This is a genomic window from Pseudomonas floridensis (genome assembly GCF_002087235.1).
GTDB classification, from domain to species: Bacteria; Pseudomonadota; Gammaproteobacteria; order Pseudomonadales; family Pseudomonadaceae; genus Aquipseudomonas; species Aquipseudomonas floridensis.
Genome location: NZ_MUIO01000069.1, coordinates 1 through 14178, shown reverse-complemented (window position 1 = coordinate 14178; position 14178 = coordinate 1). Strand labels below are relative to the sequence as shown.

Annotated in this window: 17 protein-coding genes and 1 pseudogene; 8 read left to right on the top strand and 10 right to left on the bottom strand. The window is 56.5% G+C overall.

What is annotated here, in order from left to right; translation table 11 throughout:
• Nucleotides 1-66 precede the first annotated feature (66 nt).
• Nucleotides 67-786, top strand: a complete 720-nt coding sequence (locus BZK31_RS17075; RefSeq protein ID WP_083184131.1) for a hypothetical protein — start codon at nt 67-69, stop codon at nt 784-786.
• 78 nt (nt 787-864) lie between these two features.
• Here BZK31_RS17075 and BZK31_RS17070 read toward each other — a convergent pair whose 3' ends face one another.
• On the bottom strand, nt 865-1941 hold the full coding sequence (locus BZK31_RS17070; protein WP_083184130.1) for a diguanylate cyclase: 1077 nt from the start codon (nt 1939-1941) through the stop codon (nt 865-867).
• A 259-nt stretch (nt 1942-2200) separates the two neighbouring features.
• Complete coding sequence (locus BZK31_RS17065) at nt 2201-3415, bottom strand: MFS transporter (protein ID WP_083184129.1); 1215 nt, start codon at nt 3413-3415, stop codon at nt 2201-2203.
• Nucleotides 3416-3525: 110 nt separating this feature from the next.
• On the opposite strand from BZK31_RS17065, the gene BZK31_RS17060 reads away from it, so the two are divergent.
• Nucleotides 3526-4434: a LysR family transcriptional regulator gene (locus BZK31_RS17060; protein WP_083184155.1), complete on the top strand. Its 909-nt coding sequence runs from the start codon at nt 3526-3528 to the stop codon at nt 4432-4434.
• A gap of 11 nt (nt 4435-4445) precedes the next feature.
• Here BZK31_RS17060 and BZK31_RS17055 read toward each other — a convergent pair whose 3' ends face one another.
• Complete coding sequence (locus tag BZK31_RS17055) at nt 4446-5033, bottom strand: DcrB/PsbP domain-containing protein (RefSeq protein WP_083184128.1); 588 nt, start codon at nt 5031-5033, stop codon at nt 4446-4448.
• 102 nt (nt 5034-5135) lie between these two features.
• Entirely contained in the window at nt 5136-5525 is a 390-nt protein-coding gene (locus tag BZK31_RS30395; protein ID WP_341865296.1) for a topoisomerase DNA-binding C4 zinc finger domain-containing protein, read from the bottom strand.
• 233 nt (nt 5526-5758) lie between these two features.
• Here BZK31_RS30395 and BZK31_RS30625 point away from each other — a divergent pair.
• Together BZK31_RS30625 and BZK31_RS17045 are read left to right on the top strand one after the other, a co-directional pair.
• Nucleotides 5759-6040, top strand: a pseudogene (locus BZK31_RS30625) (PAS domain-containing protein); the annotation flags it as partial.
• 249 nt (nt 6041-6289) lie between these two features.
• Nucleotides 6290-7324: a methyl-accepting chemotaxis protein gene (locus BZK31_RS17045; RefSeq protein WP_415639760.1), complete on the top strand. Its 1035-nt coding sequence runs from the start codon at nt 6290-6292 to the stop codon at nt 7322-7324.
• Nucleotides 7325-7468: 144 nt separating this feature from the next.
• On the opposite strand, the gene BZK31_RS29495 is transcribed toward BZK31_RS17045, so the two are convergent.
• Genes BZK31_RS29495 through BZK31_RS17035 form a run of 4 tightly spaced genes read right to left on the bottom strand, consistent with a single transcriptional unit; the run spans nt 7469 to nt 8981 of the window.
• Nucleotides 7469-7783, bottom strand: coding sequence for a hypothetical protein (locus tag BZK31_RS29495; protein WP_157900757.1), 315 nt, complete (start codon nt 7781-7783; stop codon nt 7469-7471).
• A complete protein-coding gene (locus BZK31_RS30390) occupies nt 7773-8018 on the bottom strand; it encodes a DUF4225 domain-containing protein (protein ID WP_341865297.1) in 246 nt (81 codons plus the stop codon). Before BZK31_RS30390 ends, BZK31_RS29495 begins: the two co-directional genes overlap by 11 nt.
• Complete coding sequence (locus BZK31_RS17040; RefSeq protein WP_341865295.1) at nt 8002-8490, bottom strand: DUF4225 domain-containing protein; 489 nt, start codon at nt 8488-8490, stop codon at nt 8002-8004. Before BZK31_RS17040 ends, BZK31_RS30390 begins: the two co-directional genes overlap by 17 nt.
• A complete protein-coding gene (locus BZK31_RS17035; RefSeq protein WP_083184125.1) occupies nt 8487-8981 on the bottom strand; it encodes an Hcp family type VI secretion system effector in 495 nt (164 codons plus the stop codon). The genes BZK31_RS17040 and BZK31_RS17035 overlap by 4 nt, the downstream gene beginning before the upstream one ends.
• Before the next feature lie 292 nt (nt 8982-9273).
• On the opposite strand from BZK31_RS17035, the gene BZK31_RS17030 reads away from it, so the two are divergent.
• Nucleotides 9274-9990, top strand: coding sequence for a hypothetical protein (locus tag BZK31_RS17030; RefSeq protein WP_083184124.1), 717 nt, complete (start codon nt 9274-9276; stop codon nt 9988-9990).
• 106 nt (nt 9991-10096) lie between these two features.
• On the opposite strand, the gene BZK31_RS17025 is transcribed toward BZK31_RS17030, so the two are convergent.
• A complete protein-coding gene (locus tag BZK31_RS17025) occupies nt 10097-10849 on the bottom strand; it encodes a J domain-containing protein (RefSeq protein WP_083184123.1) in 753 nt (250 codons plus the stop codon).
• 532 nt (nt 10850-11381) lie between these two features.
• On the opposite strand from BZK31_RS17025, the gene BZK31_RS17020 reads away from it, so the two are divergent.
• The gene (locus BZK31_RS17020; protein ID WP_083184154.1) at nt 11382-11672 is read left to right on the top strand and encodes a hypothetical protein; all 291 of its coding nucleotides are present in this window, start codon (nt 11382-11384) and stop codon (nt 11670-11672) included.
• 60 nt (nt 11673-11732) lie between these two features.
• Here BZK31_RS17020 and BZK31_RS17015 read toward each other — a convergent pair whose 3' ends face one another.
• Nucleotides 11733-12308 carry a BRO-N domain-containing protein gene (locus BZK31_RS17015; RefSeq protein WP_083184122.1) on the bottom strand — a complete coding sequence of 192 codons (576 nt, stop codon included), beginning with the start codon at nt 12306-12308 and terminating at the stop codon, nt 11733-11735.
• 543 nt (nt 12309-12851) lie between these two features.
• Between BZK31_RS17015 and BZK31_RS30620 the strand changes: the two genes are divergently transcribed.
• Both BZK31_RS30620 and BZK31_RS30615 read left to right on the top strand, forming a co-directional pair.
• Nucleotides 12852-13283: a ScoMcrA-related endonuclease gene (locus tag BZK31_RS30620; protein ID WP_415639757.1), complete on the top strand. Its 432-nt coding sequence runs from the start codon at nt 12852-12854 to the stop codon at nt 13281-13283.
• A gap of 13 nt (nt 13284-13296) precedes the next feature.
• Nucleotides 13297-13995, top strand: coding sequence for a protein NO VEIN domain-containing protein (locus BZK31_RS30615; protein ID WP_415639756.1), 699 nt, complete (start codon nt 13297-13299; stop codon nt 13993-13995).
• Nucleotides 13996-14178: the final 183 nt, after the last annotated feature.

Sequence of the window (14178 nt, the reverse complement as noted above, 5' to 3'; positions counted from 1 at the left end):
AATGCAATCGGGGCACTCGACCCGTTGGTCTGCAACACAACACATAAAAAACATAAGGAGCAACCCATGACTGTTTGCCTTGTTCGGCGCGAATCCCGTACCGATCAGTCATCGCGGCCGGACCCGCACAGTGCCGACCTTGATCGTATGACGGACTTTGAGCAACTGGCCGCACGGCAGGCGGTCCTCGGTCGAGTCAGGCTGGCCGAACAGCAGGCCGCGCTGCTTGGGCCGGCCGGTGTCCTTGCCAGGTTGTCCCGGCAGGTCAGGGAGCAGGGGCGTCAGGCGCCTGCCTTCGAGGATTTGAAAAGCCTGATCGACCGCAAGCGCCAGGCACTCGCCGAGCAGGCTGTGCAGTTCGTGCTGGGTGCACTCTGCCGACGTCCCCCTTCGGACAATCCCTTTGATCACTGTTCCCGAGAGGCGCTGTGCTGCATGGTTTTCGACGACACCGCGCATTACACGCTCGTCGAGCGTTACACCGCCGCCGATGCCTTGAAGCGCAGCGACAGCGCATTCTTTGCCAAGCTCATCGCGACCACCCGCAATACTGTCGAGCGCCGGATCGTCTTTCACGGGCTGCTCGAACATTTCGACCGTCTGCTGCCGATCGAAAAAAGCATCTACCCACTGGATTACCGCGCCGTTCAACAAGCGCACCTGGATCATGAAGAAGCGCTTTACGGCAAGCTGGAGCTGGAAGAGCCGATCAGCAGGACGCTTGAAACACGCGAGCCACAGTGGCTGCTCGAACACCTGACCGGGCTTCAACACGCTGTCGGTTGACCTTGGGTTCATGACGTCTGGTCTTACGGTACGTAGCGTTGCTATGACGAATTCGATTCAAGGCACGGCGTTGATGCGTCACGTCTGAGTGCTCATGGTCGGGCAGTCGGCTCTGATGTCGTCGGCACTGACCACGCGATTGCGGCCGGTGCTCTTGGCGAGGTAGAGCGCCTTGTCGGCTTCGTGCAGCCAGGACGCCGTGTCGTTCAGCGAATGGTTGTAGGCCGCAATGCCGATGCTCAGGCTGACCTTGAGGTCTTCATGCAGGGAGTAGGTGAGTTCATCGATGGCCAGACGCAGTTTCTCGAGAATCCTGCTGGCTTGCGCCGTGTTGGCACCCGGCAGAATCACGCAGAACTCGTCGCCGCCACACCGTCCGCTCAGGTCGGTCTTGCGCAGGTTGTCGATCAGCGCCTGGCTGATGCTCTGCAGCACGGTGTCGCCCACCAGATGGCCGTAAGTGTCATTGATGGTCTTGAAGAAGTCGATGTCGATCAGCGCAATCACGCATTCCTGATTCAGGCTTCGGCTCTTGGCGAACTCCATGTCGAGCAGTTCCTTCCAGGCGCCATGATTGAGCAGGCCGGTCAGGCTGTCGGTACGGCTGAGCTTGTGCAGTATGTTCCTGTGCTCGCGCAGTTTGAGTGTCACTTGGTGGCTCATCCAGCCGATGAAGATCGGATAGATCACCAGCACCGGGAGGCAGGCGTACATCTGCATGTCGGTGCTGTGCGGATCGATGACCGGGTCGAGCACCACCAACGACACCAGAATCCCCGCCGCCTGTGCGACGAAGCCTCTGAGCATCAGGCGCGGGCCAGCCGCTGCGATATTGTGCATGGCCATCATGGCGACCACGGTGATGCCCGGCAGTACGGCAAACCCCATGGCACCGATCCAGAAACCGCCGGCGAACGAGTCGGTCAGCAGGTTACGCCATTCGGCCTGATAGGGATGTCTGGAGATTCTGGCCAATTGGTAGGCGACATGCGGCCACACCAACGCATTGAAGAACGCCAGTGGCCACAGCCATTGCGGAGCGTTCACATAGAACAGAGAGACTGCGACGGTCAGGAAGCCTACGCTGACGCCAACGGTTCTCGGCGCATAGATTCGCTTGGCAAATGCCAGCCCTTTACCTTGATATCGGTTCATAACGCTTACCGGAAGCTGATTCAACCGGTCAGAAACCTTCATCCTTGACCGAAAGGAGAGAGTTTGGCGTGTCACAAATGCCAAGGGAAGATCATTTTGCCATTATTCATGCAGATCGGGTCATGACATCCCGTATTGCGCGGCATGTCATCGGTTTTTTGAGTGGAACTGCGTAACTCATCCCTTCAAAAAAGTGATTGAGGGCGCACGCCAGCCTGTCGCTGAGGGACACCACAGGCTGACGTTCGACCGGAGACGCTTACGCCGCAACGGCTGACGCGTCGCTGCGCGCTTTGCGCGTCATGGTCAGCCAGGCCAGCGCGATGGCCAGCAGCGCGACGACTGCCGCCACGTAACCAACGGCCGCCAGGCCCAGGTATTCGATGGTGACGCCGCCGATGATCGAGCCCAGCCCGATGCCGGCATTGGCTGCCGACACATTCAGTGTGCCCGCCAGCGCCTGTGCCTGCGGAGCGGCTTTCATGACCCGGATCTGGCAGATGGGGAACAAGGCCGTGTGCGCAATGCCCCATACCGCCAGCACCACAGCGAGCAGTGGCAGCGATCCGGCAACCGGAACACTTGCAGTCATGCCCAGTGCCAGCAGCAGGGCGAAAACCATGGTCGAACCCAGCGGGCTGCGATCGACGAAACGTCCGCCCAGCGTATTACCCAGCAGACCGACCGCGCCGAAGCCCATCAGCCACCAGCCCACGTGCGCCGAATCGATACCGGCGATGCGTTCCAGCGTGTCGGCCAGATAGGTATAAGCGCCGAACATGGCGGTGAAGAGCAGAATCGACAGCAGCAGGTTGGCGATAAAATGCGGGTCACGCAGGATTCGGGCTTGCTGAGCCAGCCCGACCTTGGCCGTCGGCGCCAGCGTCGGCATCGAGATCGCCAACAGCAGGGCCATCAATGCAGAAAGAGCGGTCAGCGCCCAGAACGCACCGCGCCAGCCCACGGCATCGGCAAACACCGTGCCCAGTGGAATGCCGAACAGCATGGCCGCCGAGATCCCCAGATACACCTGCGCCACGGCTTTGCCAGCCTGTTTCGGCCCGGCCATCAAACCGGCGGTTTCACTGGCCGTGCCCCAGAACACCGGCAACGCCAGCGCCGGTATGAAGCGCGCCAGTGCCAATACCCAAATGTTGCTCGATATCGCCGCCAGCGCATTGGACGCCGCGAAGATCAGCAGAATGACGATGAACGTTTTTTTGCGGTCCAGGTGCGAGAGCATCGCCGTCAGCGGCGGGCCGAATAGCATGACCGTGAAGGCAAAGAGAGTTACCAGCAAACCCGCGCTGGAAATCGAGATGCCCAAATCCCGGGCCAGTGCAGGCAGCAACCCGATGATGAGGAATTCGGTGGTGACGATCACAAATCCGGCCAGCGCCAGAATGGCGATGGACAGACCCGCGCCGGTCGAGCGTTCGCTCGCGGCGGTGGAGTTTGTTTCCTGAGACGGCATGACACATACCCGATAGAAAATGAGCGGGCCAGCATATTGCAGAAAACTTTGCCTATCTTTGGCGAATATTCCGTGCATTATGGAATTTAATTCATCAAATGGCACTGAGCATGCTGTCTACCGATCGTCTCAAGGGCATCGAAACCTTCGTGGCTGTGGCCAACGCAGGCAGTTTCACAGCCGCCGCAGAGCGCCTGAGCCTGACCAATTCTGCGGTCAGCAAAAGTGTGGCGCGTCTGGAAAGTCGTCTCGGTATGCGCCTTTTTCAGCGCACCACGCGAAGCCTCGCGCTGACCGAGGAGGGCACGGCCTACCATGCGGTCTGCACGCGCATGCTGGCTGAACTGGAAGAGGCCGAAACCTCACTGGCTGCGCAGCGCTCCGAACCTGCCGGGCAACTGCGCATCGACCTGCCTGCGACTTACGGTCGATTGCATGTACTGCCGCAGATTCTGGCGTTTGCAGAGAGTCATCCCAAGCTGCGTCCCCATGTCACCTTCACGGACCGTTTCGTGGATATTCTGGAGGAGGGCATCGACCTTGCGGTGCGCATCGGCGGGCCGAGTATCTGGCCAGCGGGCCTGGCTCATCGTTATCTGGGCACCGAGCGGGTGATCTTCTGTGCCGCGCCTGCCTATCTGCAGCGGCATGGCATGCCGCGCACGTTCGAGGAACTGGCCGAGCATGCCTGCATTCTGTTCGGACGGGGAGATGGCAGCGTCAGTCCGTGGCTGTTCGTCGATGCGCAGGGTCAGCCGGAAACCCGGACGGTCGAGGCGCGTATCGTGGTGGGCAATGGCGAAGCTCAGGTTGGCGCTGTGACTTCGGCCTGCGGCATCGCGCAACTGGCCACCTGGATGATCAAGGATCAATTACAGCGTGGCGAGCTGGTGGAAATTCTGCCCCATCTGGCCACCGAAGGCCTGGCGTTGCACCTGGCCTGGCCACGCAGTCGTGAATCGCTGCCCAAGGTGCAGGGCCTGGTTGAGTTGCTGTCAGGTGCCCTGCGTGTGGAGTGAGCGTTGCGTGATTACTGACCGATGACGGTTTTCACCAGCGCGGCATGCTCTTTCGGGTTTTTCGCATTGGAAACGACGTTCAATACAGCTGCACGGGTGCCGGATGCCGCCATGATCGTGGTGCTCAGTACCTGCGCGTCGCTCATGGTTGCGGAGGTGTCGAGCTGACGTACGCCCAACCCGTTTTTCTTGACGATCTTCTTTTCGCCCAGTTTTTTGAAATCCTTATAGCCTGCGGTTTGCTGCGCGAGGATCCCGGTCACCAGCCCATCGAGGACGACGCTGTCGTTATCGCTGGCTTTAACGTCCATCGGGATTGGCGTCTCCGTCACGATCACCACGCGCTTGTCAGTGGCATTGGAATACAGCGCACCGGTGACGCCCTGCGCCTTGGCTTTCTCGTCAATCTCTGGCATCTCGCCACGCACATAACCCGCTGGCAGGGTAAACGCCAGTTTGCCGTCCAGTACCGAAGCTTTCTGGACTGCGGCCGCAGGGGCCGTCGCCTGAGCCGGGGTCGCGGCCTGAGCGCTGACCGTTGCCTGCGCGCCGACTAGCGCCATGCCTATCACCATTGCCTTGAAACTGAACGAGCGCATTGGAACTCCCTGCTTATTGAATGACGGAAAGGCATCATTGTGCCTGACGCATGTGAGCGGACATGTGCAAAAAAGTGCCCTGCTCATTCCCATTCCCAATCTTTATTGCTTACGGAAAATCGGTCGAATCCCACGGCATTTTGGGTACGTCGCACAGCCCCAGAACTCACCGGCATTCTTTCCGGTGCGCGCAACCTTGATCACCATGGGCTTTTTGCAGTGTGGGCAAGGGGGCGCTGAAGGTTTTGCTTCAGGCTTGGGCTCAGGTTTCGGCGATGCGGCTTTGGGCCGCTGTTTGCGCGGTTTGGATCGGTCTTTGGCGGGCACGTGATGCGCAAGTGTTTTTTCGATGGCAGGCGCTTTTGCTTGAACCGGTTCCGTCTCCGGTTCTCGACGCCGCCCGAGCGTAGCCAGCGCCTTGCCCAAGGCCTTGGAAAAAGCGCCCATCGCGTGGATAAAAACCTGTCGGAGAGGTTGAGTCTTGCGCGCCATGAAGTGCCTTCGATACAGGATGAGCCGTTGCAAGGGCGGCATGGTGCAGAGATCGGCGCTGCGAAGTAAAGCATCCAGTTGCCGAGCTTCATTATTAAAGAGCCACATTAAAGACCGCGGCTTGCCGGGCGATACAAGGATGCTGGATCGGCGGTGGTGACTTTGCAGGTGTGTGCTACACCTTCAAGGCGTGCCCAGGATATTTTGCATTTTTACCAGGGAGTGGATTTTCAATGCGTGTCAATTTGCCCGTTACCCAGACCGAGCGGACCTTTGCCGCATCTGAGCGCCTGATCTCCACCACTGACCTCAACAGCCACATCACCTATTGCAACGATGCCTTCGTATCGCTCAGCGGTTTCACCCGCGAAGAACTGATCGGGCAACCGCACAATCTGGTACGCCACCCCGACATGCCTGCCTCGGTATTCGCGCACATGTGGGAGACCATCAAGCAGGGCAAGCCCTGGATGGGCGTGGTCAAGAACCGCTCCAAACAGGGCGATTACTATTGGGTCAGCGCCTACGTCACGGCGGTCTATGAAAACGGTCGCATCGTCGGGTATGAGTCGGTGCGCTCGTTGCCCACCCGGGACCAGGTGCGCCGGGCCGAAGCGCTATATGCGCGTCTGCGGGCGGGCAAATCGGCGGTGTCGCAAGTCAGCACGGCGATCTATCACATCGTTCGCCAGCTGCCGATGGTCCTGTGTGCGTTAGCATTGATGGTCGGTGTGTATCTGCTTGACGATAAAGCATCCTTCGCCATGATTCTGGTGGTCCTGATCGCGCTCGGCAGCTTTCTTGAGATTCGCCATCGCAACAGCATTCGCAAGACCCTTGAAGAACATCCCAAGGCATTCACCAGCGCGCTGGTGGCGTTGACCTACAGTGACAATCGCGGCCCTCAAGCCCAGCTCGATCTGGCCATGCTGAGCGAAGAGGCCCGGCTGCAAACCGCCCTGACTCGCCTTGCCGACACCGGCGAGAGCGTCAGGCAGCACGCCGGGCAATCGGCGCAATTGTCGGTGCGGCAGGCCGAGTCGCTCGATCAGCAACGCAGCGAGGCCGATCAGTCGGCCACCGCGATCAACCAGATGGCGGCGACCATTCAGGAAGTTACCCATAACGTACAAAACACCGCCACCGCCGCCGAAGAGGCCGACAAGCTCGCCCAGCAGGGGCGTGGTCTGGCCGATGAAAGCCTTCTGGCGATCCGGCACATGGCCAACTCCGTGACCGAAATCGGTCAGGCTGTGGGCGATCTGGCCAATGCCACCCAATCCATCGGCAGTGTGGTCGACGTCATCACCTCCATTGCTCAGCAAACCAACCTGCTGGCGCTCAACGCTGCCATCGAAGCCGCCCGCGCTGGCGAGCAGGGCCGAGGCTTCGCTGTCGTAGCCGACGAAGTCCGCTCGCTGGCCTCACGCACCCAGTCCTCGACCGAGCAGATCCAGCAGATCATCACCTCCCTGCGTGACGGCGCGGCCCGCGCCGTACTGACCGCCAACAAGGGCGAACAGATTTCCCAGGAAAGCGTCGCCAGCGTCGAAGCCGTGCAAAAGGCGCTGGACGGAATCAGCCAGTCCGTGAGCCGCATCACTGGCATGAGCCAGCAAATGGCGTCCGCTTCCGAAGAGCAAAGCCATGTGGCCGAAAACATCAGCCAGCAGATCACCCGTATCGCCCAGCTCTGCGACCAGAGCGCCGGTCAGGCGCAACAAGGCTCGCAGATCAGCAGCGAACTGGAACACATGGCGGAGTACCTGCACAGTCTGGCGGAGCGGTTCAGTCGGTAGTGCTTAATCGGTAGTGTGCGGTGGGTAGTCTGTGACGCAGAGCGTCATGGGCTGCGTTCCAACACGGAGTGTTGGAAGGATCATCGTTACTGCACGGTGTTTCATTCCTGTTGTGTATAGTTAAGCGCACTCAACAGGTATCAGTTAATGACCTTTTCTTTTTGACCGCCAAGGTGTTATTTCCCAAGTCACACTGTGAGTACAGACATGGGCAATAATCATTGCCATTGAAAACCACCCTGGCATCGAGCTATCGAGATAGCCATATAAAGGAATACTGTTGTTTTCGATAAAGCGCATGTGTAAATAGCCAAGAATAATGTTGTACACATTCAAGATCCAGAATCGGGTAGCGGTAAAGCCTTTTCCGGAAAAAGTATAACGTGCCCAAAATGAAGGCAGGTAAAGCCGTATTCCCGTTATGACGAATACCATATAGACGTATATTTCACTCGTCATGCTGGTGTTTCCATTCGTTATACATGCTTTCTATGGTCAGTCCGTCCCCCATCCTTTCGGCAACGAATGTTTTGACCGATGTTGCCTCATAACCTCTGATCTTGTCCGCTCTCACGTATTCATATAATTTCCATGCGTCTGGTTTGACAACAAGTCTCGCTAGCGCGAATGTGGATAACGTCAGTTCCATTGTTCCATAGGCGACATTGCCGTGAAACTCAGTTCCTCCCGCCAGCTTTGAAAGCCCGTGATAAGCCTTTCGTGAAGGACCTTCGGTATCCGAACGGGGCTTCTACGAGATTGCGTCCGTTTTCATAGATGTTATTAACACCATGGACCATTAGCGGCACGCCAAACAGTACACGAAGACTGCCAGCCGATGCGTAACAGACGATGGCGCCACTGGCGACTTGCAGGGTGCCTGCGAGTATTCCGACGCTTTTTTTACCTATCTGCAATGACTGATGCGCAAGGTTCTCCTGCTCCTCCTTGATCGCCTTCAACCCTTCATCAACGGTCTTTTTTCCACTCTCTACATCCCGAACGATGCCACGGGCGTAGTAGGCCACTTCGCGGTTGAATTGCAGACGGAGCGTTCCGTCGCTGATGTAACGGGCCGAGAGTGTGCAGGCTTGTCCTGCAAGGAAGGTCGCGGCCTGGCTGACGTGCCATAAGTCATGCCTGCCCGACGACGATGGCCTGCTCACGTGAGGCCCTCATCCGGGCCCCAGGAGGCGTAGCCGGTGGTGTTTGCCACGCGATGCGTCCAGATAATGTCACGGTAGCGGATGGCGACGTGTTCCTGGGGTTCTGCATCGTTCTGCAGAATCGCGTGAGGCATGTCGAGGGTCAGGTCGGCGATGACGCCTTCGCGTATTTCGATGGTGTAGAACTTCTCCTGAACGCCGCTGGGCGAGGTGCGATAGAAATCGATCGTGCAGTCGACCGGTTCCCGATTGGCGAGCGCCTGGCTGAGCAAGGGGGACGATTTGTCGATGTGCTTGGTGATGACCACCGGGCGGTGAGTGGCGTACTTGATGTTGTCGATATTGGCCATGTTGTGGGTAAACGACAGCACCATGATTTCGTCCAGATGACCGGTCTGGCACTTGTTACCAATCGACTCCGGGCTCGAACAGCCTGCGGAAATCTTGCCCTGCACCTTGCCGGTGATGGTCATATAACCGTAGTTCGCCATGCTGCAGTCGTCCTGATAAATGGGGACGTGCAGCTTATTTCGAAGGTCTTGGCTTGAATGTAGGACGCTTCTGAAAAGACATTTGGCGAACGATATCCAGGTCGTGCTCCCAATCGTGTTCCAGACAGCTATGCACCAGAGCGCCGATTCGTTTCGTATGAAATGCCCCACAGAATTCCGGGAGTCGGCCGACTTCCGCTGACGTTATATGTTGAACCCGGCCGGCTTGCTTTTCGTTCTGATACGCATCCCGGACGCGAGCATTCTGCGTCCCTGTCGTTCAAGGAAAGCCATGAACCCCGAAATCGAAAAGTACCTGCACATCAAAGGTCAGCTCGAGCAATCCACCAGGCACGCCATCGATAAAAGACGTGAGGAGCACAAGACCGGCAGGTTTTTTCAAGTGGACACCACACCCTTCTGGTTCGGCGTGAGTGCGCCGTTTTTCCTCGCGATACTGTTTGCGCTCGCAGGTCTGATCGAGCCAATGCGCTGGATCTACTACGCAAGCTGGGGGCTGATCGCGCTGTCTTACACGATTCTGTTCATCTATCCGATAGTGTGCGTCGGGCTGTACCGGGACTCAGTCAGAAAAGTCGTCGTCGCTCCCTTTGCCAGCCTTGCTGGCGCAGACCTGAAAACTCTGATGAGGATTGACGCGCAGTGCCTGGCTTCGCTGGCAGAGCTTTCGGTTGACACCTTGAGACTTGGCGCTCTGGAGCTGAAAAACGAGCGCAGCGCTTTTCACAAACGCATCCGCTTGATCACTGGAACGCTGGAAAACATAGGCCTGTTTCCGGGACTGCTGGCCTTGGCCTTCGGCCTGATCATCCTTGCCCAAACACTTTTCGGAAATGGCTTTTTCACGGCTTATCTGGGCTGGATTTTCGTGGTGGCAGTCGTCAACCTCTGCCTGTATCTGCTGTGCGGCTACGCCAAGGTCATACTGATGCGTGATGATCGCATGATCGCTTTGACTGAGTTGGCAGCGGAGCGTGCGCGGGTGTAGATGGACGTGGGGCGCGGCCGTTCATGCGCTGGCCCAGATGTCTGCCTGCTGCGCCCACTGCTGAGCTGATGCCGCAGTTGTGGACGGGGCAGGTCTTAACGTCGCCTCAAATGTTCTGGCCTTTTTCGTTGATGAGCCCGTTGTCATAGGCCTTACGCTTTTCAGGGTCAGACAAAATCTCGAAAGCTTTCGAGATGAGTTGAAAGCGTGCTGTGGCACCTTCATCGTGGATGTTCTTGTCAGGGTGGTGGGCGAGAGCCGCCGTCCGGTAGGCCTTTTTGATAGCGCCAGGGTCTACCGTCATGTCCGTAAGGCCCAATTCTGCATACAACGGTTTCACGGATGGCTTGGCCGGCCGGTCATCCCCCACCTTGCTCATGTGCAGTTTGCTCGTGAGAATGGTATTGCGCAGGTTCGCCGCAACAGTGCTGTCCTGATGGAGTCCAGGCCCGGCCGTGGTCAAGGCTTTGGCCAGTTGTTTGCCCAAGGAGAACAGTGACTTGCCGGTGCTATCAAGGAAACTTATAAAGCTCATCACCTCCGGCCGCTTGGTGTCGCGCTCCCAGACCACACTCGCCACGTCAAAAGCAGCCCGTGCCAGCTTGAACCGGCCGCCGCTGGCGTGCGTTTCGACATGGCTCACGGGCTCCTTGCCGCGCAACGCATCCAGAATCACCGACAGCCCTTTCTGCTGACGCTCATTGAGCCGGCTTTTTTGCTCCAGCAATGACTGGCCCACCTGAAGCGCCACCTTGCCAGCAATGTGACTGACGACATTGATCATCAAGTCCGATTTTGGCTTGTTCGAGTCATTGAGTACCGCTCGCGCCATGGACGCCACGTTGGAGAGATTAATCATGATCCTTCCCCAGGAGTTGATAACGCCTTAGTGGCAAGCGACGAGTTTGGGTTCCAAAGGGGGAGGCGTGCGATCACCGTTGCTCATTCGCCATATGCAGTGACTTACATATCGACTTCTCGAACCGCCTCGGCCAAGGACGACGTTTTGATGAAATCAGACCACGCCTTCAGCGCGACTTCAAATGAGTCGATATCTAAAGTGTCGGAGTGGCTTTTGTCGTGCAGTCAATACCCTCCATACTCCCTCGCTCATTCTGGTCGGATTGTTGACCTCAACGTGGTAGTGGGTCTGCATACGCTGCCCGGAGAATCGCGTTTTAGCTGCCTGATTGTAATGGAGGGGGAGCGGATGCCTGGCAGTTGCTCGTTCGCCTGCAACGGAAGCGAGAGGTTTCTTCTGGTGTGATTGAAGTCGCTGCGTAAATTCCAAATCAGGCTTGAAGAAAAATACTCATTGATGGCTTTTTGATGTCATGGTAAAGATATTGCAATAGACATTCGTCTGCATCAGCTAGGGAATAGCCATGAACATGAAAAAGACAGGGATGAGTTTTCTCGCCGCACTGGCGTTCGTATGCGCATTCTCCGCGCAGGCCAAGGAAGCGACTGTTTCAGATGCCACTATCGTCAGAGCAATTATTCAGGAGTCCATCGATGGATACTCCGGGAATTGCCCTTGCCCATACAATTCCGCCCGCAATGGCAGCCGATGTGGCAAGCGCAGCGCCTACAGCCGAGAAGGCGGTTACGCCCCTGTCTGCTTCAAGGAAGACGTGACGAAAGAGATGATCAGCGAATACCGCAGCCGCCTGAAGTCCTGAGGCGTATCCATCGGATCAGAAACTGGCCGTGCGCCAAAGTCACGGCCATGTGTAAAGCATTCAGTCCAGCCTAAACGCCGGCAACGCAGAACGCCACCAGGATTTGCTTGCAGGACGCGGCGTAGGCTCGACCTGCATTTGCGGATGCTCCAGCAGCATCGGCATGTCCCGCAGCCTGATCCACGGCTCGCTCTGCCCATGCAGCAGACTCACCGACAGCTCTGGCCAATGCAGCATGCTCAAATGGGGCGTGTGATCATCGAACGCCACCTGACCGTTGCGCAACGTCGCCACTACCTCATTGGTCAACCACTGCCGCAGTCCGCGATTCTCCGCGTGATAGTGATGCACCAACATCGCGTAAGCGCCCGACTCACTCACCATCAACTCCGACTCAGGGCCGCTTTGCTGCTCAAGCGTCATCATTCGGTACTGGTCCGCATCAAGCTTGCGCACCGTCCGCTCGTTCAACGGCCAGCCGATCAGACGACCGAGATCGCGTGCGCTGAACCAGGGTTGGTGCTCGTGGAGGAGGGCTTGGAGTTGGCGGTTGTGGCGGTGGAAGGTGATGGTAACGAGACTGGACTTGTCTGTTTTAAGCTTATGGTCATGGAGAGCGAATCTGTTGCTGAGCATGGTAAACCTCTACAAAGGAGCTTGGACTGACACAAATACCCCACGTAGAGCGGGCTAAGAAATCCCAACCGAGCGAATTCGCAATGCCGAATTTCGTCCAATCAGAACGAAAAATTCAGCGCTAATGCTGAAATCACTGTGTCTACGTTGGATGTTTCTTAGGCACCGGCGAATACGATAATCGCATTCGTAATACCCTGCTATCGGATGGAAGAGGGCTTCAATGTCAGATTTTTCTGTTCGTTTGGATCGCTTTCGGAGCACATCAGTCTGATCGTTTCTGCGCGGTGTGGAATGCAGGCCGCGACGCTCGCGCAGCCAATGTCCGTAGCAGAAGAGCGTTTGCTTTACCCATGCTGGCAATCTAGATACTGTTGACGGAATTTTCCTACAGGGACGTTCTTCAATGCCTTCGCTCAATCAGGTTTTCTTCGGTCCGCCCGGTACGGGGAAAACCTACGCCACAGTCGAAGCGACATTGCAGATCTTTGATCAGCTTTACATCGCTAGCTACGGCGTACTCCCAGTCAGGTTCATTTTCTAATGTCTCGAATCTCTAACTTGCGCAGTCCGGGGGCAGTTCAGGCTGCGCTGGATGAATTCATGGCGTTGGGTCGTGAAGCATTCCTAAAACGTTATGGATATCGAAAGTCGCGTGATTTTTTAGTTCGTAATCCCAGAACTGGAGAACTTTGCGATTGCAAGGCTATTGCCGGTGTTGCATATGGCAAGCAGTACGTCAATGAAGGACCGTTAGCCGATAATGCTCTGTCAGGTGTCGAAAAAAACATTGTGCCGACGCTTCAAGCGCTGGGTTACGAGGTTGTGCGGATCGGGGAAGATTGGTCTGCTGAAGAGGTTGACGCTGCGGTCACTGAGTATTTCAATATGCTACGGTTTGAGGCAGACGATTTGCGCTATAACAAAACTGAACATAATAATTCACTACGTCAGCATCTCAGAAATCGCTCCTAAAGGCTCGGTAGAGATGAAGCACTCAAATATCAGTGCGGTGTTAGCGGAAATGGGGCTTCCGTTTATCGATGGCTACAAACCGAGAGGTAATGCCCAACTGCTGCTACGCAAAGCGGTTCAAGCATTCCTGAGCAGCAACGTGACAATGGTTTCGAAAATTGTAGACGCACTTGAGGAGGTAAAATCTCCCTGTGAGAAAAGCTACAAGGCAGTGCTCGTTGATCCACCGTCCCTTCGTTCGGCGGACGGAATTATGCAACTTAGAACACGAGAAAGAGTTCCTCGTCGTTTCGATTATGCGGCACGCGATGAGGCCAATCGTTCGTTGGGACGCGCTGGTGAGCAATGGGTTCTTGGTTTCGAACAGCATCGATTGGCCGAGCAAGGCATGCCTGAACTCTTTCAGCGTGTGGACTGGGTGTCGGATAGCCTGGGCGACGGAGCGGGCTATGACATTCTTTCATTCGATAGCGATGAAGCGTTCCGTTATATCGAAGTGAAGACCACCAACGGGAATTTTGAAACGTCATTCATCATAAGTCACAACGAGATTGAATTTTCTAAAGAAGTAGCTGAGCGCTTCTATCTATATCGTTTGTTAAAGTTTAGAAAAGATCCTAAGATTTTTATTTTGAATGGCGACATTTCAACACAACTCTTTTTAAAGCCGTTGGATTTCAGAGCCAGCTTTCGTGAGCAGTTTTCATCGTAAGCGGTTTATGTGCCTCAATTGCTCGGCCCGACAGTTGTCGTTCCTAGGCTCTGTAAGAAAAGTGGCTACGCGTTCGTGATGCTGCGTTAAAAACAGGCTCGAAATGCTCATTTACAACACGTAGACTCCGCTTCCTTGCCTGTTTTTGCCTTGCCTGAACTTCCCTCGCCGACTTTTCGTACA